Source organism: Bdellovibrio sp. HCB-162 (assembly GCF_047344985.1).
GTDB lineage: Bacteria > Bdellovibrionota > Bdellovibrionia > Bdellovibrionales > Bdellovibrionaceae > Bdellovibrio.
This window is the reverse complement of the sequence record NZ_CP178861.1, coordinates 505,409-531,272: the sequence shown is the minus strand read 5'-3', so window position 1 is coordinate 531,272 and position 25,864 is coordinate 505,409. Positions and strand designations below refer to the sequence as shown.

The following is a 25,864-nucleotide window of genomic DNA, read 5'->3' as shown; positions in this document are numbered from 1 at the left end:
GGCTTTCTATTGTAGAGGCCTCCCGAAAACGTGTCACCCTTTTCAGATCTTGAGACTTTGGTCTAGCAAGGACAACTGCTGCTCTTCCAGTTTAAGACGAGCTTGAATGTGCTCCGGCACTTGACCTTCCTTTAAAGTTCCAAGTCCCTGCAAGTGATAGCGAATTTCACTCAGCCTTTTGTGTACCTTTTCTTTCGCCCAACTCATTGCGGTGGGAGACAGAAGTTCAAACTCTCCCCATTTGGGAGGGAAATATTTGGCGTCTTGAAGTTCATCGACCTTGGCAAGACTTCCGAAATGACCCCAGATCATTTGCGCGAAAAACTGAACAAATAAAATCACGCCGAACAATAAAACAAATTGCAGGCTTTTATCTTGGAATGCCGAAAGATCCGAGCCAAACCCCAAATCAAAATAACTGCGTGCTTCCCCTGCGACAAGAAATCCAATGATTACACCTACAATAGAAACCGCAGAAAGCTGCCATCCGATACGACGGCAATCTTGATTCAGGCCGCGACTGCGCCACCAGAATAAAATCATGCGCCCGATTCTTTCACCGGCAACAAGGGCCAAAGCGCCATTAAAAGAAATCGTATTCGTCAAAAGTAAAGACAGCGCCATGGCCAAGGACCAAAACTCTACTTGGATGATAAAGCTGATCAGAACACTCGCTAATAAAATTCCAATCACGGCGCCAAAGCGACCATCGGCAAGGAAAAAGGCCAAATCACTTTGACCAAGAACCGTTTGTACAACGCTCGAATTTCTAAGCATCGTTTCACCGCCAACAAGGAAAACACCAACCGCGAAAATCCACTTTAAAAGTAATTTAGCTTTCGGAGCTTGCCACACACCGATAAGCCCTAAGGCACAAAGACCCAAAAGAAAAAATCCGTTAAAGCTTAAAAATAACAAACCCAGAATCAAAACCCACCACGCACCGAGAATGCTTAAGCACATGATTAAGTTGCTCGCGCGCAGATTTAGAATGCGCAAGTTATATAATGCCAGTCCCGAATAAAGAGATTTTTGCGGTGACGCCTCTAAAACCACAACATCCAAAGCGCGCACAAAGATTTTCGCTGTCGTTGTTTCAAAGCCTTTTTCAAAGAAAGACTTTTGAAGTTTTGCAAAGAAAGCCGCTGCGTGCTTCTGTGATTCAGTCAGACCAAACATCATCAGGACAAAACTACCCAACCACATAAGTATCATAGCGAACCACCTTTCCTTCGTAAGAGTGACGAACCCCTGGCAAGAGTTCTTCCGCATGCATCGGACGCTTCACCACCACTCGTTGCACCGGCCATGTCAGAGCCTCTTTTAAAACTTCCGCAGCATCGTCGTCGTGTCCAACAAGATCACGGAAGACCACCATCTCTTGTTTGGGAAGTGCTGACTTTTTCTTGTGCGGATACATCGGATCAAAATAAATGCATTCAATATCGAGTTTACCTTTGTTTTCTTTCAAAAACTGAAGACTGTCGGAGAAATGCAATTGATACGATTTCAGATATTCTTTTTCAGTTTTTGCAAAGGCCTCTTTAAGAAGCGCATACAGAACCGGAGATCTCTCAACCCCCGTAACTTCAAATCCCAACTGAGTCAGAAAAACGCTGTCCACGGCAAGTCCCACGGAAAGATCCAAAACTTTGCGATAGCCTTTGGCTACACCCAAAGCTTTTGCGATCAATTCATTTTTTCCGCGATGACCTTTGCGTTCGTAATCGAGATGATTTTTATCAAAATCAATTTCAAGCAGGCGGTTTTCTAAATCACGAACATAAACGCGATCATTTTCGACATGAAAATGAAAAAAGAAATCGGAAAGGTTTACGGGATTGAGAGGACACTTGAAAAAATCAGCCCATGCCTGCGCTTTAGAAAGAGCCTCCGAAGAAGCGACAACACAAATCTTAGAATTTAGTGAAGCAGATACCACAGACATTCAAATACCCAAAGGCCTATGGTGAGTAAGAAAAGTTGAAAGCCTGAACGGAAAACGCCACGAAGCTCACTTCCGATCGGACTTGAAAGATTCTTAAGTTTGTAAACGAAAGTCACCGACAAGAAGAACAAGACGATGGAAAGATAAACTCCCCAGTAAACGCCAGCAAACAATAAATGATAAATCAGATTGAAACCAACAAAGAGGCCCCACCACGCCGCAAGCAAGCGGCGCGATTTATCAAAGCCCAACCAGTTCACTGTGTTTGTGAAACCCGCCTGAACACTGGGAAGAATGCTGATGAAGTTTCTTAAGTGCACGATGAAAAGAACCAACCAACCCCACACACACCCCAACCAGAAACTTTCCTGATCAAAGCGAGCGCCCATAGAAAGTTGGTAACCTACTGTGAGCAAAGGGCCTAACATTAAAAACAGCGCAAACTCGCCACCGATTTGATACTTAAATGAGTTTTGTTTTTTAAACTGCGCCCAAAGTCCCACAGCCAATCCCAAAGCAATCACCACGGCAACCACAGGAAAAGCAAAAACGATCGGAAGCGCACAAAGAATCGCGAGAGCCAAAAGAATCGTCGATGATGACTTCACTTGCGCCGCTGTCACCCAGCCATTTTGAATAGCGCGACTTCCGCTTTTTTCCAACACACGATCGACACCCTTAAGGTGATCCATATAATCATTGCGCAAGTTCACAGCGGCAAATGCCAAAAGAACTCCCAAAGTCGCAATGCCTGTTGTGATCGGATCAAGGATCGTTTGATCGACAATATTTTTAGTGAGGATTAAAAAAAGCGGCACAAGAATTAGTAAAAAACTGCGCGCTTTAAAAGTTCTTAAAAAGACAATTAGTGAGGAAGGACGAGAAATACTGTCGACAGGAACCACGCGAAACGTGACAGTCTCTGATGCCGAATTCACATTGAGCGTTTGCAATGGCAAAGCTCTTTTGTCTTTAGCAAAAGTTCCCATCAAGTAGGATTCAAACTCCGGAGAGTTTTTAGAAAGCGTGATCAATTCACTCACGAAGGCTTCCTTCTCCAGTAAAGAATCTCTGTCAAAGGACGAAGCTGATCGATCAGTTTTTCTTCGCCGGGCTTCAGGAATGTTTTTAGACGATCCAAATGATGATTGTACATTTGGATCAGGCCTTTGTTCATTTCATCAAACTCAAGAAGCTTCTGATCGAATTGTGCTTTGCCACCGATGTTGGCGTAGTACTCTTCCAAGTTTTTGCTTTTCACGATGCTGTCGATCTCTTGACGAGAACGGTTTTTACAAACGTAAGCACCGAAAGAATTCAAATAGCCGGATTTCAAGTCGCCCAAGATCGCTTTTCCTTCGTCGTTACGAATATCGTAATCAAGAAGATCATCACTGCGTTGGAAAAGTTGTCCCAACAATGTACCCATCTCTTCCAAGATGCGATGAAGTTCTTCGTCGTATCTTTCTTGCGCGATAAATGGTGCGCGAATGCACCACTTAAACAAGCTTGCTGTTTTCAAATTGTGAATGCGATCTAGCTGCTCCAAAGTCACAAAGAAGTCGCCGACCACAGAGTCCTGCAACCACTCCCCTTCAAGCAAATCGGAAATCACTTCGGCTGTGTACTGAACAAGTTTGATATTGCCGTGACCGGAAAGATTCACCATCACGCGCGCAAGCAAGTAATCACCCGCCAAAACCGCGTACTCCGGAGTGTACTTTAGCCAAGCCGCTGTTTTTCCACGACGAAGGTGCGAACGATCGATCAAATCGTCGTGAAGCAAAGAAGCATTGTGAATAAACTCAATTGTCTGCCCCAAAAGAAGTTCTGCTTTGGGATCTAATGAGAGGTTTGCTCCCATCATGCGGATCAATTTTGCGCGAAAGCCTTTGCCGCCCGCAAAGAGGTCGTCATAAAGCTTATTCAGCTTGGGCAAATAGGCCGGAAAATCCTTTGGATCATAGACTTTAAGATCAATGACACTTCGCTGCAATTTCGTCTCCTGGAGAGGTCCTAACTTCGCGATTTATCTGCTTGCTGTCAAGGCTCTTCGGCCTTATTTTGAGCTCTCAGTGCAAGGAAAATAATGGAAGAGTTCAAATTCACGGGAAAAGAATGGTGGCGAGAAGGCGTTCGTTTTGAATGCACGGGTTCAGGCAAATGCTGTACGTCTCACGGCGAATACGGTTTTGTTTATTTGAGCCTGGAAGACCGCCAACGTTTTGCGAAATATTTGAAAATCAGCACCTCCACTTTCACGCGCCGTTATTGCGAAAAAACCGGCGGCATCTGGCATCTGAAAGAAGACCCAAAAAATCCGGATTGCATGTTCCTTAAAGGAAAAGCTTGCGGCGTCTACGAAGCTCGCCCAACACAATGTCGTACTTGGCCGTTCTGGCCTGAAGTGATGAACGCAAAATCATGGGCAAAAGATGTGAAAGCATTTTGTCCCGGAGTTGGTCGCGGCCCCGTAATCCCGGCTGAAAAAATCGAAGCGCAATTGCGTGAACAACTTGAAAGCGAAAAAGGCTGGGGCAAATAATTCGCTCTAGTTTATATACTGAATGACAATGGTATCACTGCCGCTGGAGTTTCCGCGCGTATTGATCGTGCACGAACTAAAACTCTGAGAAAAATATTGAATCGCGAGTGTGTACGTTGTTCCCGCTATCACGTTAAAAGTGTCAACCGTCGGAGCAAAAACAGCTTCGCCGTTTTGGTAACGGGCAATATTTGAAATGAAGTTATGATTATTTATAGCTCCTGTTGACCCATTGACAGTGAATCTGAAACCAAAATTTCCTCCAGCACAACCAAATAAGTAAGGAGCAATTTTATACATCGTCATAAGCACTTTTCCGCTCTCAGGCGCCGTCCACGTCGCACTATACAGAGTCACAAAAGAAGGAGCTGAAGACGTTGTCACACTTGTATTTGATGTAGAGAAAGTCACGACACTCGGTAAGGTGGAAGCCGTCGCTGCTGTCGTTTGCACAGTGCCATCTGGAAATTTAATTCCTCCTGTTTTTGACTCAATTGTTCCCTGCACCGTGAATGTCGAAGACGGCGATGTCGTTCCCACACCAACACCCGAAGTTGTCACTGCGAAAAGCGGAGAACTTGCCTGATTGACGGAAAGAAGGACACCGCTTGTCGAACTTTTTCCATTCACCTCTAAAAGAGTTCCACCGAAATTTCCATTTCCCACTTTCAAAAGAGGCACAGTCGAATTGATATTGGTATCCATGCTCACTCGCCCTGCCCAATCGACATCAATGATCGCGGACCCATTGGAATGCGAAATGCGGAAGGGATTTTCTGAAGCGGCTTGTGCAACGTGAAATTTCGCCCCCGGTGAAGTCGTGCCGACACCGACGCTGCCTCCACTTGTGACCGTCACTCTGTTAGCTCCATTGGTTTCTAAATTCAAAGCAAAGGCATCGTTCGTTCCTAAGGTGGCAGCCGCTCCAAAACTATTTCCATCCTTAGAAAAGAATCCTGTGATGGCGGAAGCATCAAGTTTACTATTAAACGCATTCCAATCTGTCGCCGTAAGAAGACCTGTGGAGGATCCACTCGCTGTGGGAATGGCAACATTTGCGGCGGCGGTCATACGTCCCTGCGCATCGACCGTGAAGGTCGGAACCTGCGTACTAGAACCATAAGATCCCGCATTCACCGTCGTGTTCGGCAACGACGTCATCGCCGAAGAACACGCCAACGCTGATCCATTCCAAGAAAGAAATTGATTGGCTCCACAAGTAGGAAGACCTGCTTTTAACAAAAAGTCTGACGCGACATTGGTTCCGATTTTTTGCGCCGACAAAGCGTAACCCGCGTAAGGAACCGTGCGAATCAAACTGTCAGGAGAAATCGTCTTCCATCCCGCACCGTCATGAAACTGCACGCGCAACACGCGGCCATCCGCACTTAAAGAGGAATACGTGCTCGTGCTGTCGACACAGTTGTAGCCCACGCACGCGCCGCACGTGAAACTGGCCGAATTATTGAAAGCATCCAGAATAGAAAAAGTTCCGCTCAAAGGATAATTAACGACACCGTTTCCAAGAGGCACATCAAAAACGCCTTTGGAGTTTGTCATATTAATCCCGGTGACTTTTTCCTGATAGATCACGCACTGACCGGACGGATCTGTGAGTTGAAAAATAAAACTGACGTTCGAGTACTCCAAAGGAGTCCCGTCCGACCGAACGATCCTGCCTTGATAAGTTAAGGTCGCAGGCGCCCCGGTCGCTGCCGTCTCAAAAAGAAACAGCGAGCTCATGAAAACAAGAAACGCTCCGAACTTCATGCTTAATTATTCGGCAATTTCAGGCGAAAATATGAATATGTTTACTCACTCTTAATACATTTTTTATTTGCTTCTATTTGACACAGAACTCTTACAATCCCTTAGTTCTATTAATAATCTCATTCTGAATCTTTAGATGCTCTCGTTCTTTGTCGATGAGTAGAGCATGTTGAACGTATCTGGCCGATATCTTATTGCTCTTATTTTATCTGCTGTCTTTTTAGCGGGCTGCAAAGATCCTGACTTGGACGTATCCTCGTTAGGTAAAAAACTTCCAGCGCCTTCGCTTAAAGGGACAAGCCCGTTTAATCAAGATTTCGAGTTGCAAGGTTATGCTCGCGTGCAAGGAAGTTGCGACAGTCGCGTCGGCAATGTCTTTATTAGTTTTAACAAACAACTTTGGCACCAACCTCCTGTAAACCCTGACATCACAGGCACAGCATTGCCCGTGGGAACGACAAATGACCGCGATTGTTCGGACGGAACATTTGATATTTATCTGACGAAAAACGATTTACAAAATATCTGGGGCATTCAAACTGGTTCCAACGGCAGCCACGTTGATTATCTCTACATCAAGGGTGAGTCTTTAATTGGTGATACCGAGACTTTGACTTTGGTTGATAATAATTCAGGGACTTCACCGGGCTCCAACAATTCCCCTACGAGAATTACTTTAGAAAAAACATGGCCTCGAGGTTTCGCAGGCGCGAGTACGTGCGATTCTTTCCGCGTGTCTGTGCTCAGTGCCGGCGGCTATCGAGTGACCACTCCCACAGCGATTAGTTTTAGTTTGGAAGGACGCATCAGTGGCTCTGCCACAAGCAAGGTGCAAGCTTATACGAGTTGGCAAGATTGCGCCAGTGGAACTCCGGCGACTCAAAGCACGTTTACTATTCCTGCTAACACCGACGGAACAGATGTCATTTACAAATTCCCAGAAACACCTTTGAATCAAATCTTTGAATTCCGCGTGGTTCAGTCATCAGCGTTAACTCCCGATGCCAACTATACCGATGTTATCCTGCGCGACTCTTCGGCTGCATCATCCTACCGTTGGCTTGCGGCGGAAGAGTACATTCACCAAATTTATAAAGGTCTCTGTTATCCAATCAAAATACGTGCATATAACTACAATCGCGCTCCGGCTTATGATCAATTTCCGGGAAGCGTGACTTTGACTTCCGCCGATACTCAGGTGAAGTTTTACGGAAGCTCTTCGTGTGTAACGGAAGTTTCCAACTTTGCGTTTGCGTCTTACAGTTCCGAAATCACGGCCTATGTAAAATACAATCCGTCACCAACGGACTCTGGAACTATGACAGACTTTGCAATCACCATGGTTGGCACAGGCACGGCGGGTTCTCTAGTCTATGATGCAAGTCCGATTGCTATGCGAGCGGATCTGACATCGAAAGCAACAGTAAGCTCTGTGGATATCTGGGGACCTCGCGACGTGACTCGAAATACCTGTTTTGCTTTCCGTGTAGTTTCAGTCAATGACAACGGAACGTTAATTCCTGTGAGTGTGCCGACAAATATTATTCTGGGCACACAAGAGTCTAACGTAGGAAGTTTCTATTCTGATTCGACGTGCGCAGGCACAACAATTTCCAATGTGTCGATTGCCGCCCAGTCGACTTCGATGACCGTCTATTTTAAGTCATCTAGCACCGCTAGCGGCATTTATCATTTCAACTTAAGTTCATCCGGTCTTTCATCGAAAGCCCGTGAACTCAATGTGCAACCTTAGGCATTGCCAATAAGATCTATTTAATTTTTTCACGCAGGTGCTGCAGAAGCTTTTCACGATCTTCTTCAGGATGAACGATGAAAGTTTCTGTAGGACCTTGCACAGGTGCATACGTCACTGCTTGATATTCATCAATACACACGTCAAGACAGCTTGAAGTCACGATGCGGATTTTTGAAAGGTCGCCGCTCTCTTTAAATGATTTTTTTAAAAATGTTTTAAGATTTTCTCCGGCATTGCCTTCTTCATGCAAAGATTTAGGACTGATCGACTTCCCACACTTTGTGCAAACCAAAACAACACCTTTTGACCACGGATTTTCTTCTTGCTTCATAACCGTTTCCTTAACTCTCCCCACAACACTTTACCAAGATCACTACGGGGAATTTCATTGATATAATAAATTTTACGAACTTTTTCGAAGGGAAGCACTTTTTCTGAGTAGACCTGTACCACTTTTTCCGTGTCGTCCGCTGAGAGCAAACTCACTAAATGGATCTCACTCCCCAATCTGTCAGAAGGCATATCCAGCAGAGCCAACTTCGCAGGCCAGCTCGGATTCATTTGCAAGGCCGTGGTTTCCAAAAGCGATCGCAAACGAGCGACGTTGGTACCTTCACCGCCAATTTTAATATAGTCCTTACTGCGTCCCTGAATATGCAAAGCCCCGTCGATGATTTCTCCACGGTCTTCCGTTGTAAACCAGCCGTCGGTTTTGGGATCCCACGACTTCATTCCTTCTGTCGTGTTTTGGGCATAACAGGTAAATAGCGAGGTCGCATGAATCTGTAAAAAACCGTCAGCGTTTCTTTGCACTTTTGCGTGCGACAGCAAACCTACTGATGGGTATTCAGATTGTTCCAACGATTGCAAAGTCGCCGTGGCAATCTGTGAAGCTGTCTCTGTCATTCCGTAACTTGGAAGAACCGGCCATCCTAAAGCGCGGGCTTTTTTATAAAGCTCGACTTCAAAGACACCGCCGCCCACAACAATCGCGCGCATCGAAGAAGGCGCTTTGTACGAATGTGTGACGAGGTCATAGACTTGCGTTGGAACTAAGGCTGACAGGGTGCACTTTTCTGCGTTTAGAGTTTCATAAAAGTGGTGTACATCCCACTTTTGTTCCTTCAAAGAGGGAACCACTCGCGCACCAACAAGGGAAGCACGCACTTCAATACCGAGACCGCCCACATGGAAATGAGGAAGGACTTGAGTCCACACATCTTGCGAAGTGCTGTTTAAATGTTTATTTACAGAGTGGGCTGAATTTAAGAGAGCTTTTTTTGAAAGAGCGACAAGTTTCGTTCCCGCGACTGAATCTGCCGTGGAACCCGAAGTCGCAATCCAAACATGTCCTTGCAGTTTTCTTTTTTCTTGAACGTGAGACGCCAAAGCCCAAAGTTTTTCATAGTCCTCCTTGGGCCATCGTGGATTAAGAAGAATTTCGTTCTTCTCAGAATAAAGATCTAATTCATTTTGATTTGAAACCACGACGTTGCTTCAAGAAGTCGGTCAAAACCAACTCCTGTGCCTTTCACTTTCAATAAATACGGGCCTTGTGTTGAAATCTCTGCCGCAAATGGGTCCATTTGATAAAGTCTGTGAGTCAAACATCCAGCTTCCAAAATCATCTCACCGTATTTTTTCTTAAGCTCCATCGCAACACCAATGGCGTGTGCGACACCGACGGGATGATCCATGTAACTTGTCACTGTGGCTTTTAAATTCCACTTCTTACAACGTTCGATGGCTTTATCGATGTCCGTTTTTGCAGGCTTCATCACGATCACATCAAAAGGCGCAGCAACCAAGCGATCCCAAGGAACGCGGTCGTATTGATTGTCGATGGCAATTTTCACAAGTTTTTTTGCTTCCTTCCACGCATTCACGTCAAAAGGAAACGGATCTTCCACATACTCAATCAAAGGACGTACGGTCGGAGGTAGATTGCCAATGAATCTTTCAAAAGTTTGCCAGCTTCCAACCGCATTGAAATCCAAACGAATCTTAAGTCCCGCAGCTGCAATATGCGTGAGGATATCGGCTTCTTCCTGCAGATCTCTGCCGACTTTCATTTTTAGAGTCGTAAAACCTTCTGTCTTTAATTCATCTAAAAAGCCGGGCTTAATGAGTTTAAAATCCGACAGCAGATAATTGTTTTTGATTTTTTCGCCACTTTCAAAAACGCTTTTTTTATCTTTGCGAAGTTGCGCGTCTCTGCGAGCCAGCCAAATGCTTTGTTCGATTTGCACAGACATGCGACCGCGGCGAAGTTCTGAAAGTTGATCCTCCAAAGACAAATCACCCAACTCAGGCCACGGATGAAGATCAGCATAGCCCGTCAGACCGTCAGACCATTCTACTTTGAGAAGCACACCCTCGCGAGGCGCCGCTGACGAAACAGCATTCAAAGATTGAACAGGCTTGAGAGTGTAAGGGCTGTAGGAGATTTTAATCAAAATGCAAATCCAATCGCGAGAAGTAATCCAAAGACAAGATGCAATCCTGCTGCTTGTCCTAAGAAACGATTATAGGCCGGACTTGGTTCGGTAGAGAAAACATTTTTTGTGATTTTCACCGCCAAAGGCAAAGCAAACAAAGAGAAGATCGCAGGGATCTTATACCCTTCTGTCCACCAGTAGATATTGAGTACAAATGGCAAAAAGCACAGGGTCGCAATCTCCCAACGAGAAAACTGCACACCAAAACGCACGGCCAAAGTTTTCTTATTCACCAAAGCGTCTCCGCTGTGATCGCGAAGATTGTTGATGGCAATAAGCACTGTTGCGTGGAAACCGATCTGCAATCCAAGAACCAAAGCTTCTGTGAGCCACTTACCTGTATTCAGGAAAACAATTCCCGTCACCGCAAGAAGACCAAAGAACAAGATCACAAAAAGATCACCCAATCCCAGGTAAGCCAAAGGGAAAGGTCCTGCTGTGTAAGAGTATCCCATCAAAACTGAAGCAACACCGATAGCGACAATGACCCAGCCGCCTTTCATTACCAGAGGCACTCCACACAAAACCGCCAAAAGGAAACACAAAGATCCCAAAGCCATCACTTGATTTGCAGTTAGAATTCCCGCTTGCGTGATGCGCTGAGGACCGATGCGTTTTTCTGTATCCGCACCTTTTTTGAAATCCACGGCATCATTCACAAGGTTTGTGCCGATTTGAATAAGGAACGACGCCATCAAAGCGTAAAACAAAACCCATCCGTCCCAAGAAAGACCGATGGCTTTGACCAACGCTGTTCCTGCCAAGCAAGGAACCAGAGCGGCTGTTAAAGTTTTAGGGCGAAAAGCGAGAATAATACTTTTAATTTGAGTCGCAGAAGTCATTTTTGCATCGCATTGTTAAGAGTTCAGTAAAAGGCTGTTGTATCAGATTCTTTTTTCCGTGACCAAAGGAAATTCTGAGGGCAGAAAGAGGAAGTCAGAGGAGGCCTTTATGAATTTCATCGCCATTGCCGCTTTTATTGCAGGAGCCATCATTTCGGGTCTCGTGGTTTATTTTAAAAATAAAGCCCAAGCCGCCGCAGAAAAAGCGCAATTGCAGGCCGAAGTTCAAGCTTTGCAGATGAAAAACGACCTCCTCTCACAAAGCATTCAAGAGCAAAAATCTTTGATGGCCGAAGCACGCAAGCACCAAGAAGAACTGGCAAACCGCATGAACGTGCAGTTTGAAGTCGTTGCGCAAAAAATCTTTGAAGAAAAATCAGCGAAGTTCACGGATCAAAATCACAAAAACATCGCCTCTGTTTTGGAACCTCTCAAAGAACGCATCAAAGACTTCGAGAAAAAAGTGGAAGAGACTTACTCCACAGAGCGTTCCGAGCGCGGTGTTCTTCGCGGTGAGCTGACGAAACTGATGGAATTGAACAAAGTTATGTCAGCGGAAACTCAAAATCTTACGAAAGCTTTAAAGGGCGAAGTGAAAACCCAAGGAAATTGGGGCGAGTTGATTCTTGAAAACATTCTTGAGCGCTCTGGTCTGCGCAAAGGTGATGAGTACATCATTCAGGGCACAGACATGGATTTACGCGGTGAGGACGGACAGATTCTTCGTCCAGATGTCATCGTGAATTTGCCTGACGAAAAGCATTTGATCGTCGACTCGAAAATGACCTTGATCGCTTACGAACAATACACGTCAGCGGAAACTCCGGAAGATCAGGAGCGCGCGGGAAAACTTCACGTGGAGTCTTTGAAAAAACACATCGATGGTTTATCCGAGAAAAAATATCACGCGGCTGACAAGTTGATCTCTCCTGACTTCGTGATTCTTTTTATGCCTTTGGAGCCCGCGTTTGCGTTGGCGTTTAAATTAAAACCTGAACTTTTCCAATACGCTTGGGAAAGAAACGTGGCGATTGTGAGCCCGACAACGCTTTTGGCGACCTTGCGAACAGTGGCGGCTTTGTGGAAACAAGATCGTCAGGAAAAAAATGCGCTTGAGATCGCTAAACGTGGCGGCCTTCTTTACGAAAAATTCGCGGGTCTTCTTAAAGATCTCCAAAACTTAGGTGAAAAACTGGGAGCCGCTCAAAAAGCTCACGAAGAGGTCATCAAGAAGGTTTCGGAAGGCCGTGGAAACTTGATTGATCAAGTGGAAGATTTAAAGCGTTTGGGAGCAAAAACGGAAAAATCCCTGCCTCAACTGGAAAACGCCTAAGGTCTTTGAATAGACGTTATGATCTGATGCATCAAAGTGCGTTTTCAACTGATTATCAATATCAAAAGTCTTCATGACATCGCGAAAGCGTTAGCGTACTTGCTAGCGTTCAACATTAAGCCTACTTAAGGATACGCGAAATACATGAAAAAATTAGGATTTTGTTTACTAGTAACAGTTCTGGTGCAGGCGTCTTTTGCACGCGCTGATGAAAATCTTCTTGGTTACGTTAAGGGCGCTGAAACTCTTCCAAAAGGAAGTTGGGAGCTTTATCAGATCCTGACTTCTCGTGATAACAAAGGTGCGGGTAAATACCACGCTTTGGATTCAAAAACAGAAGTTGAGTACGGCGCTACTGACAGCTTGTCACTTTCTGGCAGCTTGCAGATGTTGCAAGTTGAAATGTCTGGTTTGTCTGTCGATGGTTACTTGCCGAAAGACAACAACCTTTCACTTCGTCCTTCAGGTGTTGAGGCCGGTCTTAAATACAATTTTTTAAGTCCAGCAAAAGACGACATCGGTCTTTCTTCTTACCTTTCTTTCTCTTACAATTGGTTAGATAGACATTCGGGTCAAAACAAAGACAGCTACTCGATGGAACTTCTTTTCATCGCTCAAAAATACTTCCTTGAAGGTGAAGTTGTTTGGTCTTCAAACTTGGGCTTTGAAACGACTTATGCGCGTCGCGGAGATTTGAACGATCTTCCTCCTGGATTTGACTGGCCTGTAGAACCGGAAGTTGAAATCGGCTTCACAGCGGACACAGGTGTTGCATACCGTTTCATGCCGAACTGGTTTGTCGGAGCAGAAGCTCTTTTTGAGAGTGAATATGAAACTGAAGTGGGCACAGAGCGCTGGACTGTTTTCACAGGCCCAAGCGTGCACTACGGAAGTGAAAAATGGTGGGCGACTTTGACTTGGATTCAACAAGTCAGCGGTGGCGGTGAAAAGTTTGATGCGCAAGACGACAACAACCTTCACCTCATCGAAAAAACAAAATACGAAACTCGTTTAAAAGTGGGCTTTAACTTCTAAGCTCGTAAGGACTTGCATGAGCCTGTTTAGAAAAGAATATCTTACTCTTCTTCCCGTCACGATGATCACGTCTATGGCGTATGCCACGGATTACTTCACGACGGAGCAGGCTCAAAAAGTTCTTTTCCCTGAAGCCGACACCTTTGTCGCGAATCCTGTGACTTTGACGGATGATCAAAAAGAAAAAATCGAAGAGATTGCTAAAGTTCGTCAGCGCAAAAAGGAAGTTCAAGCTTGGCGTGCCGAAAAAAAAGGAAAGCTCTTAGGTTGGTTCATCATTGATGAAGTGATCGGAAAACATGAGTTCATCACTTACAGTGTCGCTATCTCTCCAGAAGGAAAAGTTTTAGGTCTTGAAATCATGAGCTACCGCGAAACCAAAGGCGGCCAGGTTCGTGACTCCAGCTGGAGAAAACATTTTGTCGGAAAAACCTTGTCAGATCCATTTAAGCTCGACGTCGATATTCCAAATATCAGCGGAGCAACCCTTTCCAGCCGCAATATCACAGACGGCGTGAAACGACTTCTTTCCATCTATAAAATCGCTCTGCAAAAATGAAACACGCCACGCGCAGAATGAAGCCTCTCTTGGGAACATTTGTTGAGGTGGGCTCCGCCTGCCCTTCGGCTCAAGATTCTCCGGCTTTTGAAGCTGCGTTTGCGGCGATTGAAGAAATTCACAATCTTTTAAGTTTTCACAATCCTCAAAGTGATCTGAGCCGTTTGAATTATTCTTTCGGAAAAGAAGTGGAATTACATCCTCACAGTCGGCGGGTTCTTCGCTTGGCCAAAGCCATGTCTTGTGCAAGCAGTGGCCTTTTTAATCCCACTGTGGGCGGAAAGCTTCAGTCTTCGGGGTATTTACCAGATCATTCTTCTTATTTTCAAAGCTCCGAGATTCCTTTGCCGATCGGGGATGCTTCCGATATTCAGATGCGCGGAAAAAAAGTATTTCTCGCTCGCCCTGTGCGCGTCGTCTTAGATGGCATCGCCAAAGGGTATGCCGTGGATCTCGCGATCAGAGCGTTAAAGCAAGCCGGTCTTGCCAATGGTTGGATCAATGCCGGAGGCGACATTCGCGTTTACGGAGATGTGGTCTTACCACTGCAAATCCGCGGACCGGAGGGCCCTGGCGAAACCCTGGGCGGCTTGCAAAATATGTCTGTCGCCACAACATGGGTGAAAGACCGCTATGATCAAAGCTTCCCCGGCTGGGTGGTTTCAGAAGACCGTAAGCCCGCTTTGGGGGTGTGGACGGTTCTCGCTAAAAATGCCTGGCGCGCAGATGCTTTAACAAAGGTCGCAAGTCTTGCTTTTCCTGAAGAAAGAGCAGAGATTATGGCTCGTTTAGGTGGACGCTGTTTATGATCGGTTATCCAAAGTGGTTTTCTAAAAATCTGATTCATTCGATTTTTTTCCTGTCGTTTGTGACTGGCGCTTTGCTTTTTCCGACAATCCTAGTTTTGAAATTAGAGTGGAACTTCCCGTGGAGACTTCCTACCGAGCAGCGTGATTGGATCGTGATTCTGCACGTGGTTTTGGGATTCACAGTCTTCACTGTTCTAGGTGCTTTATCGAGTGTGCACGTGCGCTTAGGCTTTCGTAAAAAAGCGAAACGCGTGAGCGGTGTGGCACTGATGAGCTTTATCGTGGGCTTAGGAATGACCGGGATGGGAATTCTTTATTTAGGCGATGAGAAACTTTCCACTTACGCCAGCGTTGTGCATTTCTCTATCGGAATGTTGTTAACATTGTCTTATGTGATTCATATGCTGACCAAAGTGGAAAACAAAAAGGCTACTCGCTCACTTCGTCAATAAGCACTCCGGGATTTACAAACTCTTTACCCAGCTTGCAGCGGTCTAAATTGTACCACTGATCGTCGGCCTTAAATTCAATCAGCTCTGCTTTTCCGCCGATTTCGTGGCAGATTTTAAATCCAGGCGAGCCCGAGTCGGAAACCACATCTGAAAATTTGATTCTTTTTAGTTTTTCTTTGGGAAGACATTCCAGTTTTAAGCAGCCCTTAGAGCGTAAGGAATTTCGATCTTTGTTTGTGCAGATGTCGACTTTCTCTGTTTTTGTTTTGCCATCGGCATAGGGAATTTTGATTTCACTGGGCATGCAAGTGAAGACGGGCTCCTCAGCTTGGGCGAAGTTTAAAAAACTACTTAAAATAAGTAATATCAGCAACAGATTCAAATAAGTCATTTTCTGCAACCCAAATATTTCCTGATTCACACTTTAAAGATTTGTTATAACCATCACAGCTACGTCCGAAAGAGTTGCGAATCAGATACTCGCACTTCTTGGTTTTGGCGTTAAATTTTCTTCCCACCAAAACACTCGCGTGCATGCCATCAGCCGTCGGATGTTTTTTCATGATGAGCTTAATGGGATAAGAAATCATCACGGGCTTTTTGAGATCAAACTGATTTTTAATAACCTGGGGTATTTTGGTTTTGTTCGTCTCGGCCGTCACATCGTTTTCGCCAAAGCCCGCACTGTAGCGAGTCGGACAGTTTTTACTCTGCAATTTTGCGACGACTCGCCACGGAGGTTCTGTCGCGATTGTTCTTGCAATCTCTTGCGGAGAACTGCTGGGAAAAAACTTTTGATATGCTTGCGCGGCACCGGCGCAATATTCTTTTCCTTGTCCCGTTGTCTGAAGAGATTTCGAAATGCGAAAAAGATTGTAATAAGCTTCATAGATGTCACTTCCGCGATTCACTTCAGAGGGCACGGAAGCCTCCGTGCATACACCTTTTTTTGCTGCGATCTTCATTGCTTCGACCGGAACTCCGCCACCGAATGTAACAATGGGACCGCTTGTGATAGAGATATTTTGTTGCTGACTGATATACTGTGTAGCCACGTCAGAAGCAGAAACGTAAGCGCGGCCTTTGTTTTTAAAAGTGATCATGTCGGCAGCCGAAAAGGCGTAGCACCATCCGACACCGTCTTGATTGCGAACAGGTCCTAAATCTTTACGAAGATCCACGGTTGTGCACGACTCTGCCGTGGCAACATGTGCGGAATAACTTAAGAATAAAACTAGAACGCTCCAGACAAGTCTCATGTTTATAATTTTATGTTAACCAGAATGGTGGCGCAAATTTCTGCAGCCGCGAAAGTACGAAACCGTACCTCCGCATAGGCCAAGACTCTGAGCGATCATAGAAAATAAAAAGGCCCGGGTTTACCGAGCCTTTTCTTCATTTTGAATTCGTATATTTTTAAAGTTCAGCGTCTTTCACAACGTTCAACTTTGTCGCAACGTCGATACCAGAAGATTGGTTCTTGATTGCCACCGCAGGATTTTGCACCACACGTTGTTGCAACTTCGTGAAGATCGGTTCACGGATCGCCAAGTTATTGTCTTGAAGAACGCACTGACGAGCCATTCTCGCCGCCACGTTCACAACAACCGGAGCTTTCAAGTTCGCCGTCATCAAAGTCGGATCATCAGGAATTGTCACGATAGAGAAGTAACGAGCTTTGTCTTGAGCCGTTAGTTTCAACGCTTCAAGATCGCTTTTTGTGAGAGTTGCTTTGTATTGAGGAGCAAAGAGTTCCGGTTCTAAAACTGGAAACGCGATTTGAGGCGCTTCACAGCTTTGCAACCATGCAAAGATCTCGTCATTTGGATCATCGAGAAGAACGAACTTGCGCAAATCCGCAAAGCCTAGAAGGCCTTCCGAAAACGTCAAAACATCTTCTTGTTTCAGCTCAACTTGGCCGAAGCGCGATGTCGAAATGATCATTCATCCTCCCAAAGATTCAGGATTCACCCATAGTTTAGACACACGAAGGCACTCTGATGGTGAATACATCTATAAATCTGGACCTAAATCTAGGGAGACACAATTAAAATCTAGATGGCATGACAAGATGCTTCAGGCTCTGGAAGCGGAAAAGGGGCCGATGGGACCCCTTTAGAAATTAGATGTCAAAAATTGGAATTAAGGCTTCAATAGCTTTGCAACGCTACGCGTTTTGTCAGCTGGGACACTTGCAGACTGTTGGTTCTGTTCTTGGATCGCAACGTAAACTTCTTCACGGTGGATTTTGGTGTCTTTGGGCGCTTCGATACCTAGGCGGACCTGTTTACCCTTGATTTGAACTACTCTAATTTTGATGTGGTCATCGATAGCGATGCTTTCACCCAACTTCCGTGTGAGAACCAGCATGACAACTCCTTTTGCTGCAGTCGTTATCGGTAGTTTTAAGCGGAACTGTAGGTATTATTTTTATCTGAGAAAGTCAAGAAGGCTTGGCTGAATAAGCTTTCCAGACGTTTCGAGGGTCGCTTTTAGGGTGCTATCGGTCTTATTAATATCCGAAATCACTTGGAATGCATCGGCATCTTCAAGCTCCGACGCCGTCACCTTATTGTCTACCACGGCCTTTTGCAGGGAATCCATGGTGTTATTGACGGACATGATTCTGGACCCAACCTCAGAACGAGCCAGAACCACCTGAGAGATGGCCTGATCCAAAGTATCCAAGGTCTCCTGAATGCCGTCTTTATCATTGGTGCGCAAAGAAACTTCCAAATTGCGCAAAGTCGTAAACAAGTTGATCCCTGCTCCACCCGTCACTGGATCTTGCTTATCCATGCGGCTGGTGCGGCGCTCAGAAGCAGGTCCACGAGTCTCCAGATAGTTCTGTTCGAGCTCTTGGTTTTGTTCTTTACGCTGGACTTCTTCTTGTTGGAACTCTTTCAACTGCTCAACATTTGTCGGCGCTTCATAACGAGCGCGCACAATGCCGTCGCCACCCAAACCTTTTCCCAAAAACACTTTGTTGCCAGGAATGTTCATCGCAACAAAAGAGTCTTTGTGAGTTTGGATCTTCATATCGCCATCGTCACCGAAGTATTCCCCCGCCTGACTGAATGGCATTGTCTGAGTTTTATATCCGCCGAAAATATATCTTTCACCGAGCTTGCGGTTTCCGATTTGCACGGCTTGATTGTAGATTTGTTCAACCTCAGACGCTGTGACCATGCGGCTTTCTGCATTTCCGCTGGCATCATTGGATTGGCTGATCGCAAGTTCTTTAGCACGCACAAGAATTTCTGAAAGCTCCCCGAGAGATTGGTCAGAGAACTCTAAGAAAGAGCGCGCATTGTTGATGTTTTTAATAAACTGCGTGTTGCCTCGCTCTTCCGTGCGAGCGGCAAGAACGCGGGCTGATGCCAAAGGATCATCGGAAGGTTTTGTAATACGCTTTTGAGTCGCAGCTTGATTCTGCAAATCAGCCATATCTGATCGATTCTTCGACAGATTCTGATTCACCTGATTGAAAGCCATTTTATCTGCGATTCTCATCTACGTTGTATTCCCTATCCTAATTAGAGGCGCTTAAGGTTTAGTACCGTATCAAACATTTCGTCCGCTGTTTTAATCAGTCTTGCGGAAGCGTCGTAAGTTTTTTGAAACTCAATCATCTTTGTTGTTTCTTCATCCAGAGAAACACCGCTGATGCTTTCACGAATATTCGTCAATTGGCTCAGAACATTTTTTTGCGACTCTTGAGCTTTCGCCGCTCGTTGCGCAATCGCACCAATTTGACCGACTTGCGTGTTGTAGTAGTCATCCAAAGTGGAAGAACCACCGTCCATCACCTGGCGGTTTTGCAAAGAAGAAATCACATTGGCAACAGTGTTATCACCTGCAGCTCCGGCTTGTGCTCCTGCTGCAATTCTGCCGACGTCGTTAAAGATTGTTTTATTAAGCTCAATGGAAGAAGCCGCGCCCTTTACGCTTTCTGGCATTTCGAAGAATAAAACACCCGGGCGACCCGCTTTATCAAAACCCTCGATGTGAGCGGCATTGACTTCTTTCGCCAAAGTGTAAGCCATATTGTCAACGTGAGCGAGCATGTCCTCGATGACGTGATCGCGCACATCCAAAGCACCACCGATGCGACCACCTGTGATTTGCTTTGTGATATTTGCAGGAGCTCCTGTGCCCACGAAGAAAATTTCCACGCGATCACGCTCTTCTGTTTCTTGCGCTTTCAATTCTGAAGAACCACTTCCCGAAACCAAGATTCCTGTACGACCGGCTGTCACCGTGACCATGCCGTCTTTACCTTCCGCCCACGAGATATCGATTTTTTCGCCTAATTTTTTAAGCAATAGATCACGACGGTCTCTTTCATCGTTGGCCGGAGTATTTTGAATTTCCACCATCTGAACTTTTTCATTCAGAGACGCAATTTCTTTTGTGATCTGATTGATTTCATCGACCGTCGTTTTGATTTGACCGTCGATATCATCCTGAACATCTTTCAACTGTCCAACCACGCGACTGAAATCTTTGGTCAACGCCGCTGCCGACTCACGCACCATTGTACGGGAAGCCAAGCTTTCTGGATTGTTGGAAAGTTCACGGAAGGAGTTGAAGAAATCAGTCATGTACTGATTCAACCCTTTGTTCGCTTGTTCGTTGTAGATCTGTTCAACGCGGCTCAAAGCATTTGTACGGGAATCTTGATATCCCATGCTTGTGCCTTCTTTTTGGATTTGTTTTTCTAACCAAGGATTGTTAACACGAGTGACAACTCCCGCACGCGCACCCATCCCGATCTGAAGATTTCCCTCAGTGATCGGTTGGTTCGTCATGAGTTCGACTCTCTGGCGAGAGAAGCCCTCTGTCGACTTATTGGCGATGTTATGACCGACCGTTTGCAACGCTGTCTGAGAGTTCATCAGAGAGCGTTTACCCGTATCCATCATAGCCGAGATTTTAGACATCCTGTCTCCTGCTCGGTGGTGCGACCCGAAGTTTCTTAGGTTTTAAATTTAGTTCCCTTTGCTCAGACAGTCCTCGCGGACGCTTCCCTGCGGGGCCGCTGCTGCGGAACTCGCACGGGGACTAAATTTAAAACCTAAGAAACTTCTGGCGTACATCCTTCCACTCGTTGGCGCCTTTCGGAAGATGGACTTCTTGGGGCGCTTTTTTCTGGGCGCATTCTGCGCCGTTTTTTTAAGCTTCTTTACTAACGAAGTTACCGGACACTTGGGGGCCTTGTTTGTATTGGCCTTTGCCTCCGTAAGTTTTTTTGCCGGAGAGAGTGTCTTTGATATCGTTCAAAGCGCCGTTCAATGTATTCAGAGCGGACTTTGTGAATTCTTCGTTTTCTTTATTAATTTCTGTGATTCTTTTGATCAGGATATCGAGAGCGGCGTGTTGTGTGCGCAAACGATCTGCGGCTGGTGTGCCTGCAAGTTTTTGTGCAAGTTCCAACAAGCGTGGATTTTCAACGTCGGCTCCGACCATTGTGGCAAGATCCATGGCATAGCGTGAGCGCAAAGAATCTTGAGCGCGCAGTTTGAATAGCAACTCTTCTTTGAGTTTGTTGCTTTCATCCAAAGCGTCGCGATCTGCTTTGAGAAGGATTTCTTTTTCTTTGCGTACGATATCGAGAAGAGAACGATAGATCTTTGTAAGTTCTTCGAGATTGGCTTCTAACTTGTGAAACGCTCTTTCTACTGTTGCGTCCATCTTCATCATCCTTGATGCCGCTTATTGCGGTTGAGATTTAATTTTTCAACTTCGAACTTGAAGCTGCTTCAGCCTGCGCGCCCCGGCGCTGCGGCTCTGCCCGACTGCCGTCGGCCTAAAACTCCAAATGCTCGTCGACCATTTTGTCGGCGATGGCTTTGGCGTCGACTTGGTATTTTCCTTCGTCGATCAATTTTCTGAATTTAGCGACTTTCGCTTCGTCAACGTCAGGAGCAGACATCGCAAGTTCTTTGATGCGTTTTGCTTCTTGTGCACGAGGAGAAAGTTCAACACGAGAAGATTCGCCGAGTGAAGACGAAGACAACAAATCTGCTTTGTTCGTCGCCGCACCCGTGGCTTTATTTTTTACGCCGTCGGCTTTGTCGGAACGAGTGGAATCAGTGAGATTCAAATTTTGTCCGACTTTATTGTGCGTGATCTTCATTGCGATCCTCCATGCTTTCGAGTGCTAAAAGACACTCTTTTGTTCTTTTCATAGTACCACATTGAGACAGTTACACCAAATCATTCTGAGACAGTTTCTGGTCCAGGTTCTACAGTCCAGTAGAGTGATTTTGCCTCTGGACTCAAAAACCCAAGGGTGTCGCCAGCTTGCAGCTTTTGCCCTGTAGAAACATTCGACACAGCCCCCTTAAAAACCATCTGACTTTTAAGACCATTGTCGTGCCCAATTTCAACGAGAGTTTGATTGTCCACAAGAGAGCGCTTCCCCAGGAGAACCCCATCCCATGGGGCTTTCACAGGAGCTGCTTCAGCCTGCGCGCCATCCGGCGCTCCAGCACTGCGCGCGTCCGCGCCATTCAAATTTCTATCAATTCTGTACGACACAGATTGTTTTTTACCAGGATGCTGAAAAGGCTGAGCACGATACTCACTTTTATTATCCAAAGGAAGCGGCCCTTGAGGTTTAGCAACAGGAGCTTTAATCCCCATAGCCACACCAAATTTATCAACAAGCTGTTTGTAGATAACATCAGAAAGCCCAATGCCCCCACGCTCGCCCCATTTTTCAACATAATGATCATCAAGCTGCTCTTTAAAAATTTTCTCAGCCTGATTAGATTGCACAAAGCCACCTTCATGCACAGTAGACCGCATAGCCTTCATCATCTCGCGAAGAAAATGCTTCTCATACATATCAGAAACTTCACGAAGCTTCTGATCAGGAGTCTTCTGCTGATGAGGCGTCCCCATAAACTTAGAATCAAAAGCTTTGAAATTTCCAGAGCCACCAGACGCGCCATTAATGTCGCTCATGCAAGGCTCCCAAGAAAAAATTGAGAAATAAAAAATCGAAAATTAGAAATTAGGGAAAAAGAAAAAGGTACCTGGTACCTTTCAGCCGAAGGCCAGACATCAAAGCGCTCTGAAGCAGACACTTTCAGAGTCAAACCAAGCGCCTGAATCCCCCTCAACCCCTTTTGCGCTTCTACAACGAACTTTGTCGTGAGAGGTAAGTGAAGGGTTGCAGCAGCCCTGCGCAAGTTCCGCAGCGCCAAGAAAGAAGTGCAGCAGTACTCAGAAAACAAAAAACGAAAATCCAACAATGCCAAGAAAGACAAAGAAGCGCGAGGACTGTCCGAAGCGAAGGGCTGCTGCAACCCTTCACTTACCTCACACGTAGCAATGTCCGCTGTCGAAAGAAGAGAAAAAAAGGGGAGTTGAGTCGGAGAATCATGCACATCCTGTGCTTGACTCTGAGAGTGTAGCTTCGGCTCATGTTCACCAATCCTTGGTGCCTGCTGACCTATTGCTCCTGTTTCCTGCGAGAAACTTTTGACTCTTGACCTTCCATGGTTCGCGATCTCTTCCTCACCCTCCCCGCGTATCTGGCACATCCATGTGTCAGACACTAATACTTCAATTCTATTAAATACTGTGTCATTTCGAAACACAAATTTCATAATACTTCGAGTTCCCCGTGCAAAGCTCCAGCTGACTTGATGGACTGAAGTATAGTAATCAGGTCCTTCGGCGAGACACCAAGTTTGTTTAGTGCCTGCACGAGTTCCCCAACACTGACACCTGTGTCGAGAACAGCGACTTTTTCTTCGCTGCCCTTTTTACCGTCGCCGACTTTCACTGCGATAGATCCGTGTGAAATAGCAACTTTCGAAATTTTGACTTTATCTCCAATTACGATAGTCCCTGTTTTTTCATTCACAACCACGCGTGCTTTCATGTCGGGATTGATCTCGATAGATTCAATCGTCGCCAGCAACTCCACACCGCGATTTTCATAGGCAAACGGAGTGATGATATCAATCGTTCCCGCGTCTTTCGCTGTGGCGTAGTGACCGCCCAGTTCTTTGTTGATTGTAAGAACAGAGCGAGCTGCTGTTGTGAAATCAGGATTGATCAAAGTAAGACGATACATTTTGCGAGAAGAAAAATCCGCCGTCATATCACGCTCAATGATCGCGCCATTCGGAATACGACCTGATGTTGTGTGCGAATCTTTTCCGTCGCCACCAATCACGATGCTTCCTTGAGCGACAGCGTACACTTGTTCATTCGCCGCACGCAGAGGAGCTTGCAACAAAGTACCACCTTGCAATGAAGAGGCGTCACCAATAGCACTCACTGTGATGTCAATCGGATTTCCCGCTTTACCAAATGCAGGCATTGTCGCTGTGATAATAACTGCCGCCGCATTTTTGCTGGCAAATTCTGGAGAATCCAATTTCATTCCCAATTTGTCGAACATGCGCACGACACTTTTACTCATGAATTCATTTTTTCCGTCGCCAGTACCCTTAAGACCGACAACGATACCGTAACCAATCAATTGATTTTCACGCACGCCACGAATACTTGCGATGTCTTTCAAGCGAGCCGCGTTGGCACCCTCATAGTAACCAAGAATGAACAAAGCGATGATAGCAAGGATTTGAAAAATTCTATTCATTGCGTGTCTTTCTGATGCTCACGACATCATATTGGGGATCAAGAAGTTTGTCTGAAGTAATCCCCTGATCGTTGAAATCTTCGGGGCGAATAAGTCCTGTGACGATCACTTTGTATTCACGTTTTCCAATCATGAAAGGTTGCTGCCCTTTCACGCGGTAATTTCCATCGGCCAATTTTTCGATCAAACGAGTTGGAATGTTTTGCACTTCTGCCAACCCGCCCTCTTCTTTTTCTTCTTTAGCAGGTTCTGTTTTTTTTGCTTCAGAAGCAGGAGCACGAGCGCCCTCAGCATTCGCAGCCAATGAGTTGTTCAACTCAGGTTGCTGTTGCTGCTGTTGTTGCTCTTCCAACTGTTTTAGTAATTTTTTGATAACGGAAACTTTTGTTTCCACTTGTTTCATTGCTGGAGCATCCAATTTCACGTTAAGAAGATCGCCCTCTTTGCGCATTTTGTTTTGTGCGAAAAGGTAAGCGCCTTGGCCTTCCATCACCCAAGTCGAACCCGCCGTCGCACCAAGATCAGATTCTTCTTCCATGCGATTTCTCGTCATGCGTTTGTACTGACGATCTGTCGGTACACCCATGTTTTGATTGTCTGAATAACGAGGTGCCGACTTGATATTCTCGAGAGTCGGAGCCTCAGAGTTTTTTCCATCCAAAGAAGCCCAGAGATCTTTCATAGTCGCACAGCCAGCCGTGGCAAAAACCAAGGCCGCCAAAGAAATAAACTGGATTACCAACGACTTCATGCTGTCATTTCTCATTGCAACTTCACCACACCTTTTTCAATCACGACGCCAGAGAGTACTTTTTGAGTTTCTGTATTTTTAACTTTAATCATGTCTCCGACAAAGCCGTTGTCCTCGGCCACCATGTTGACGGAGATTTCGAAATCTTCGTCGCCAAGTAATGCCTTAACAATCTGTCCCCTCTTAGCTGCCGGTTCACGTTTGAGATCAGAAGTCCAAATCGGGCCTCCAACGGGAAGAGAGCGAGCGGCCAATTGCCCTTGGATGTCTTCAATGCGAAGTGCGCCATCCTTAGCGTACGTCACATCCGTCATCACCATACGGACATCCTGGGATTGAACCCTCTCTCCTTGTAAGATCAATCGAGTCGTCACCGGGGTTAATTGGGACACACGAATTGTTCCTGAGATCCATTTTAATTGGCGCTGATCGCCATCACGCAGTGGCAAAAGGAAGCCACCTTTCGCTGAAAGCTGCGTAAAATCGAGTTCCCACTGTTTTTGCGCAGGAATCGGCGTGCTTTGAATTGTGACTTTGTATTCACATTCGTTGCAGCGCGCTTGCAAAGTGTTCACGATTTTTCTTTGCACTTCTTCACGAGAAATCGGAGTGGAAGCAAAACTCACTTTTACTTTGGATGGAATTTTGAAAGACGGATTGAGTTTTTTCAGATTCTCTTGGTCCTTCATCGCCGTGCGCACTTTTTCTAAAATCTCTTTGGAATCCAAGTGCTGAGAAAGCAAAAGCTCGCGGGCATCTTCGCGGATCACAACAGTGTCCATCAACGAAAGCAATTCTTCGTTTCCGTTTGTCACTGTCGCAATATCCCCTAAACGCAAAAGTGGACGCTGAGAAATTTCCACGCTACCGGGAATAGAAATCTCAGGTCTGGCCTGCGCCTGAAGAGTGAATAAGAAAAGAACCGCGAAAATCTTCTTCATCA

The 25,864-nt window shown here is 45.8% G+C and carries 29 protein-coding genes; 7 read left to right on the top strand and 22 right to left on the bottom strand.

The annotated features are described in order from the left end of the window. Positions 1 to 42 precede the first annotated feature (42 nt). From ACLSSO_RS02650 to ACLSSO_RS02635, 4 genes are read right to left on the bottom strand one after another with little or no spacing between them, the layout of a single operon-like run. Positions 43 to 1,215 carry a hypothetical protein gene (locus ACLSSO_RS02650; RefSeq protein WP_413943969.1) on the bottom strand — a complete coding sequence of 391 codons (1,173 nt, stop codon included), beginning with the start codon at positions 1,213 to 1,215 and terminating at the stop codon, positions 43 to 45. Then, complete coding sequence (locus ACLSSO_RS02645) at positions 1,193 to 1,948, bottom strand: class I SAM-dependent methyltransferase (RefSeq protein WP_413943968.1); 756 nt, start codon at positions 1,946 to 1,948, stop codon at positions 1,193 to 1,195. The genes ACLSSO_RS02650 and ACLSSO_RS02645 overlap by 23 nt, the downstream gene beginning before the upstream one ends. Further along, a complete protein-coding gene (locus ACLSSO_RS02640; protein ID WP_413943967.1) occupies positions 1,924 to 2,991 on the bottom strand; it encodes a prenyltransferase in 1,068 nt (355 codons plus the stop codon). The genes ACLSSO_RS02645 and ACLSSO_RS02640 overlap by 25 nt, the downstream gene beginning before the upstream one ends. Then, the gene (locus ACLSSO_RS02635; protein WP_295904110.1) at positions 2,988 to 3,944 is read right to left on the bottom strand and encodes a polyprenyl synthetase family protein; all 957 of its coding nucleotides are present in this window, start codon (positions 3,942 to 3,944) and stop codon (positions 2,988 to 2,990) included. Before ACLSSO_RS02635 ends, ACLSSO_RS02640 begins: the two co-directional genes overlap by 4 nt. A gap of 93 nt (positions 3,945 to 4,037) precedes the next feature. Between ACLSSO_RS02635 and ACLSSO_RS02630 the strand changes: the two genes are divergently transcribed. Continuing rightward, entirely contained in the window at positions 4,038 to 4,493 is a 456-nt protein-coding gene (locus ACLSSO_RS02630) for a YkgJ family cysteine cluster protein (RefSeq protein WP_295904113.1), read from the top strand. Between the two features lie 6 nt (positions 4,494 to 4,499). On the opposite strand, the gene ACLSSO_RS02625 is transcribed toward ACLSSO_RS02630, so the two are convergent. After that, the gene (locus ACLSSO_RS02625) at positions 4,500 to 6,236 is read right to left on the bottom strand and encodes a hypothetical protein (protein WP_413943966.1); all 1,737 of its coding nucleotides are present in this window, start codon (positions 6,234 to 6,236) and stop codon (positions 4,500 to 4,502) included. 193 nt (positions 6,237 to 6,429) lie between these two features. On the opposite strand from ACLSSO_RS02625, the gene ACLSSO_RS02620 reads away from it, so the two are divergent. Further along, positions 6,430 to 8,016 carry a hypothetical protein gene (locus tag ACLSSO_RS02620; protein ID WP_413943965.1) on the top strand — a complete coding sequence of 529 codons (1,587 nt, stop codon included), beginning with the start codon at positions 6,430 to 6,432 and terminating at the stop codon, positions 8,014 to 8,016. Between the two features lie 16 nt (positions 8,017 to 8,032). Here the strand turns inward: ACLSSO_RS02620 and ACLSSO_RS02615 are convergent, their stop codons facing one another. Genes ACLSSO_RS02615 through menA form a run of 4 tightly spaced genes read right to left on the bottom strand, consistent with a single transcriptional unit; the run spans position 8,033 to position 11,359 of the window. Continuing rightward, on the bottom strand, positions 8,033 to 8,350 hold the full coding sequence (locus ACLSSO_RS02615; protein ID WP_295904120.1) for a (2Fe-2S) ferredoxin domain-containing protein: 318 nt from the start codon (positions 8,348 to 8,350) through the stop codon (positions 8,033 to 8,035). Further along, a complete protein-coding gene (locus tag ACLSSO_RS02610; RefSeq protein WP_295904123.1) occupies positions 8,347 to 9,507 on the bottom strand; it encodes an AMP-binding protein in 1,161 nt (386 codons plus the stop codon). Before ACLSSO_RS02610 ends, ACLSSO_RS02615 begins: the two co-directional genes overlap by 4 nt. Then, the gene (gene menC, locus ACLSSO_RS02605) at positions 9,483 to 10,475 is read right to left on the bottom strand and encodes an o-succinylbenzoate synthase MenC (RefSeq protein ID WP_295904125.1); all 993 of its coding nucleotides are present in this window, start codon (positions 10,473 to 10,475) and stop codon (positions 9,483 to 9,485) included. The genes ACLSSO_RS02610 and menC overlap by 25 nt, the downstream gene beginning before the upstream one ends. Next, positions 10,472 to 11,359, bottom strand: coding sequence for a 1,4-dihydroxy-2-naphthoate octaprenyltransferase (menA, locus tag ACLSSO_RS02600; protein WP_413943964.1), 888 nt, complete (start codon positions 11,357 to 11,359; stop codon positions 10,472 to 10,474). Before menA ends, menC begins: the two co-directional genes overlap by 4 nt. A 109-nt stretch (positions 11,360 to 11,468) precedes the next feature. On the opposite strand from menA, the gene ACLSSO_RS02595 reads away from it, so the two are divergent. The 5 genes from ACLSSO_RS02595 to ACLSSO_RS02575 all read left to right on the top strand — a co-directional run bounded on the left by ACLSSO_RS02595 (position 11,469) and on the right by ACLSSO_RS02575 (position 15,547). Then, positions 11,469 to 12,692 (top strand): DNA recombination protein RmuC, encoded by a 1,224-nt coding sequence (locus ACLSSO_RS02595; RefSeq protein WP_413943963.1) that lies wholly within the window; start codon positions 11,469 to 11,471, stop codon positions 12,690 to 12,692. Between the two features lie 144 nt (positions 12,693 to 12,836). Next, entirely contained in the window at positions 12,837 to 13,727 is an 891-nt protein-coding gene (locus tag ACLSSO_RS02590) for a DUF6662 family protein (RefSeq protein ID WP_413943962.1), read from the top strand. Positions 13,728 to 13,743: 16 nt separating this feature from the next. Continuing rightward, positions 13,744 to 14,286, top strand: a complete 543-nt coding sequence (locus ACLSSO_RS02585) for an FMN-binding protein (RefSeq protein ID WP_413943961.1) — start codon at positions 13,744 to 13,746, stop codon at positions 14,284 to 14,286. 29 nt (positions 14,287 to 14,315) lie between these two features. After that, the gene (locus tag ACLSSO_RS02580; RefSeq protein ID WP_413943960.1) at positions 14,316 to 15,095 is read left to right on the top strand and encodes an FAD:protein FMN transferase; all 780 of its coding nucleotides are present in this window, start codon (positions 14,316 to 14,318) and stop codon (positions 15,093 to 15,095) included. Then, positions 15,092 to 15,547 carry a hypothetical protein gene (locus ACLSSO_RS02575; protein ID WP_295905432.1) on the top strand — a complete coding sequence of 152 codons (456 nt, stop codon included), beginning with the start codon at positions 15,092 to 15,094 and terminating at the stop codon, positions 15,545 to 15,547. The genes ACLSSO_RS02580 and ACLSSO_RS02575 overlap by 4 nt, the downstream gene beginning before the upstream one ends. Here the strand turns inward: ACLSSO_RS02575 and ACLSSO_RS02570 are convergent. The 13 genes from ACLSSO_RS02570 to flgA all read right to left on the bottom strand — a co-directional run bounded on the left by ACLSSO_RS02570 (position 15,525) and on the right by flgA (position 25,862). Beyond that, positions 15,525 to 15,851, bottom strand: a complete 327-nt coding sequence (locus ACLSSO_RS02570) for a hypothetical protein (RefSeq protein WP_295905430.1) — start codon at positions 15,849 to 15,851, stop codon at positions 15,525 to 15,527. The genes ACLSSO_RS02575 and ACLSSO_RS02570 overlap by 23 nt on opposite strands. Positions 15,852 to 15,894: 43 nt before the next feature. Continuing rightward, on the bottom strand, positions 15,895 to 16,806 hold the full coding sequence (locus tag ACLSSO_RS02565) for a C1 family peptidase (RefSeq protein ID WP_413943959.1): 912 nt from the start codon (positions 16,804 to 16,806) through the stop codon (positions 15,895 to 15,897). Positions 16,807 to 16,963: 157 nt separating this feature from the next. Then, positions 16,964 to 17,491 carry a flagellar assembly protein FliW gene (gene fliW, locus ACLSSO_RS02560; protein ID WP_295905426.1) on the bottom strand — a complete coding sequence of 176 codons (528 nt, stop codon included), beginning with the start codon at positions 17,489 to 17,491 and terminating at the stop codon, positions 16,964 to 16,966. Between the two features lie 198 nt (positions 17,492 to 17,689). Next, positions 17,690 to 17,917, bottom strand: a complete 228-nt coding sequence (gene csrA, locus ACLSSO_RS02555; protein WP_041869353.1) for a carbon storage regulator CsrA — start codon at positions 17,915 to 17,917, stop codon at positions 17,690 to 17,692. Between the two features lie 60 nt (positions 17,918 to 17,977). Beyond that, on the bottom strand, positions 17,978 to 19,060 hold the full coding sequence (gene flgL / locus ACLSSO_RS02550; protein WP_413943958.1) for a flagellar hook-associated protein FlgL: 1,083 nt from the start codon (positions 19,058 to 19,060) through the stop codon (positions 17,978 to 17,980). Between the two features lie 23 nt (positions 19,061 to 19,083). Beyond that, positions 19,084 to 20,490: a flagellar hook-associated protein FlgK gene (gene flgK / locus ACLSSO_RS02545; protein WP_295905421.1), complete on the bottom strand. Its 1,407-nt coding sequence runs from the start codon at positions 20,488 to 20,490 to the stop codon at positions 19,084 to 19,086. A 232-nt stretch (positions 20,491 to 20,722) separates the two neighbouring features. After that, entirely contained in the window at positions 20,723 to 21,241 is a 519-nt protein-coding gene (locus tag ACLSSO_RS02540; RefSeq protein ID WP_295905420.1) for a flagellar protein FlgN, read from the bottom strand. Positions 21,242 to 21,356: 115 nt separating this feature from the next. Further along, positions 21,357 to 21,686, bottom strand: coding sequence for a flagellar biosynthesis anti-sigma factor FlgM (gene flgM / locus ACLSSO_RS02535; RefSeq protein WP_295905419.1), 330 nt, complete (start codon positions 21,684 to 21,686; stop codon positions 21,357 to 21,359). 80 nt (positions 21,687 to 21,766) lie between these two features. Continuing rightward, positions 21,767 to 22,519, bottom strand: coding sequence for a rod-binding protein (locus tag ACLSSO_RS02530; protein ID WP_413943957.1), 753 nt, complete (start codon positions 22,517 to 22,519; stop codon positions 21,767 to 21,769). Next, the gene (locus tag ACLSSO_RS02525; protein WP_413943956.1) at positions 22,516 to 23,166 is read right to left on the bottom strand and encodes a hypothetical protein; all 651 of its coding nucleotides are present in this window, start codon (positions 23,164 to 23,166) and stop codon (positions 22,516 to 22,518) included. Before ACLSSO_RS02525 ends, ACLSSO_RS02530 begins: the two co-directional genes overlap by 4 nt. Continuing rightward, positions 23,163 to 24,170, bottom strand: coding sequence for a flagellar basal body P-ring protein FlgI (locus ACLSSO_RS02520; protein ID WP_295905983.1), 1,008 nt, complete (start codon positions 24,168 to 24,170; stop codon positions 23,163 to 23,165). Before ACLSSO_RS02520 ends, ACLSSO_RS02525 begins: the two co-directional genes overlap by 4 nt. Continuing rightward, positions 24,163 to 24,921: a flagellar basal body L-ring protein FlgH gene (locus tag ACLSSO_RS02515; protein WP_413943955.1), complete on the bottom strand. Its 759-nt coding sequence runs from the start codon at positions 24,919 to 24,921 to the stop codon at positions 24,163 to 24,165. The genes ACLSSO_RS02520 and ACLSSO_RS02515 overlap by 8 nt, the downstream gene beginning before the upstream one ends. A gap of 11 nt (positions 24,922 to 24,932) precedes the next feature. After that, positions 24,933 to 25,862, bottom strand: a complete 930-nt coding sequence (gene flgA, locus ACLSSO_RS02510) for a flagellar basal body P-ring formation chaperone FlgA (RefSeq protein WP_413943954.1) — start codon at positions 25,860 to 25,862, stop codon at positions 24,933 to 24,935. Positions 25,863 to 25,864: the final 2 nt, after the last annotated feature.

Excerpts from the sequence above, each read along its gene's own strand:
- ACLSSO_RS02650 (WP_413943969.1), bottom strand. The coding sequence starts at position 1,215 with ATGATACTTATGTGGTTGGGTAGTTTTGTCCTGATGATGTTTGGTCTG.
- ACLSSO_RS02645 (WP_413943968.1), bottom strand. The coding sequence starts at position 1,948 with ATGTCTGTGGTATCTGCTTCACTAAATTCTAAGATTTGTGTTGTCGCT.
- ACLSSO_RS02630 (WP_295904113.1), top strand. The coding sequence starts at position 4,038 with ATGGAAGAGTTCAAATTCACGGGAAAAGAATGGTGGCGAGAAGGCGTT.
- ACLSSO_RS02625 (WP_413943966.1), bottom strand. The coding sequence starts at position 6,236 with ATGAGCTCGCTGTTTCTTTTTGAGACGGCAGCGACCGGGGCGCCTGCG.
- ACLSSO_RS02620 (WP_413943965.1), top strand. The coding sequence starts at position 6,430 with ATGTTGAACGTATCTGGCCGATATCTTATTGCTCTTATTTTATCTGCT.
- ACLSSO_RS02615 (WP_295904120.1), bottom strand. The coding sequence starts at position 8,350 with ATGAAGCAAGAAGAAAATCCGTGGTCAAAAGGTGTTGTTTTGGTTTGC.
- menA (WP_413943964.1), bottom strand. The coding sequence starts at position 11,359 with ATGACTTCTGCGACTCAAATTAAAAGTATTATTCTCGCTTTTCGCCCT.
- ACLSSO_RS02595 (WP_413943963.1), top strand. The coding sequence starts at position 11,469 with ATGAATTTCATCGCCATTGCCGCTTTTATTGCAGGAGCCATCATTTCG.
- ACLSSO_RS02590 (WP_413943962.1), top strand. The coding sequence starts at position 12,837 with ATGAAAAAATTAGGATTTTGTTTACTAGTAACAGTTCTGGTGCAGGCG.
- ACLSSO_RS02585 (WP_413943961.1), top strand. The coding sequence starts at position 13,744 with ATGAGCCTGTTTAGAAAAGAATATCTTACTCTTCTTCCCGTCACGATG.
- ACLSSO_RS02575 (WP_295905432.1), top strand. The coding sequence starts at position 15,092 with ATGATCGGTTATCCAAAGTGGTTTTCTAAAAATCTGATTCATTCGATT.
- ACLSSO_RS02570 (WP_295905430.1), bottom strand. The coding sequence starts at position 15,851 with ATGCCCAGTGAAATCAAAATTCCCTATGCCGATGGCAAAACAAAAACA.
- ACLSSO_RS02565 (WP_413943959.1), bottom strand. The coding sequence starts at position 16,806 with ATGAGACTTGTCTGGAGCGTTCTAGTTTTATTCTTAAGTTATTCCGCA.
- fliW (WP_295905426.1), bottom strand. The coding sequence starts at position 17,491 with ATGATCATTTCGACATCGCGCTTCGGCCAAGTTGAGCTGAAACAAGAA.
- csrA (WP_041869353.1), bottom strand. The coding sequence starts at position 17,917 with ATGCTGGTTCTCACACGGAAGTTGGGTGAAAGCATCGCTATCGATGAC.
- flgL (WP_413943958.1), bottom strand. The coding sequence starts at position 19,060 with ATGAGAATCGCAGATAAAATGGCTTTCAATCAGGTGAATCAGAATCTG.
- flgK (WP_295905421.1), bottom strand. The coding sequence starts at position 20,490 with ATGTCTAAAATCTCGGCTATGATGGATACGGGTAAACGCTCTCTGATG.
- ACLSSO_RS02540 (WP_295905420.1), bottom strand. The coding sequence starts at position 21,241 with ATGGACGCAACAGTAGAAAGAGCGTTTCACAAGTTAGAAGCCAATCTC.
- flgM (WP_295905419.1), bottom strand. The coding sequence starts at position 21,686 with ATGAAGATCACGCACAATAAAGTCGGACAAAATTTGAATCTCACTGAT.
- ACLSSO_RS02530 (WP_413943957.1), bottom strand. The coding sequence starts at position 22,519 with ATGAGCGACATTAATGGCGCGTCTGGTGGCTCTGGAAATTTCAAAGCT.
- ACLSSO_RS02525 (WP_413943956.1), bottom strand. The coding sequence starts at position 23,166 with ATGAAATTTGTGTTTCGAAATGACACAGTATTTAATAGAATTGAAGTA.
- ACLSSO_RS02520 (WP_295905983.1), bottom strand. The coding sequence starts at position 24,170 with ATGAATAGAATTTTTCAAATCCTTGCTATCATCGCTTTGTTCATTCTT.
- ACLSSO_RS02515 (WP_413943955.1), bottom strand. The coding sequence starts at position 24,921 with ATGAAGTCGTTGGTAATCCAGTTTATTTCTTTGGCGGCCTTGGTTTTT.
- flgA (WP_413943954.1), bottom strand. The coding sequence starts at position 25,862 with ATGAAGAAGATTTTCGCGGTTCTTTTCTTATTCACTCTTCAGGCGCAG.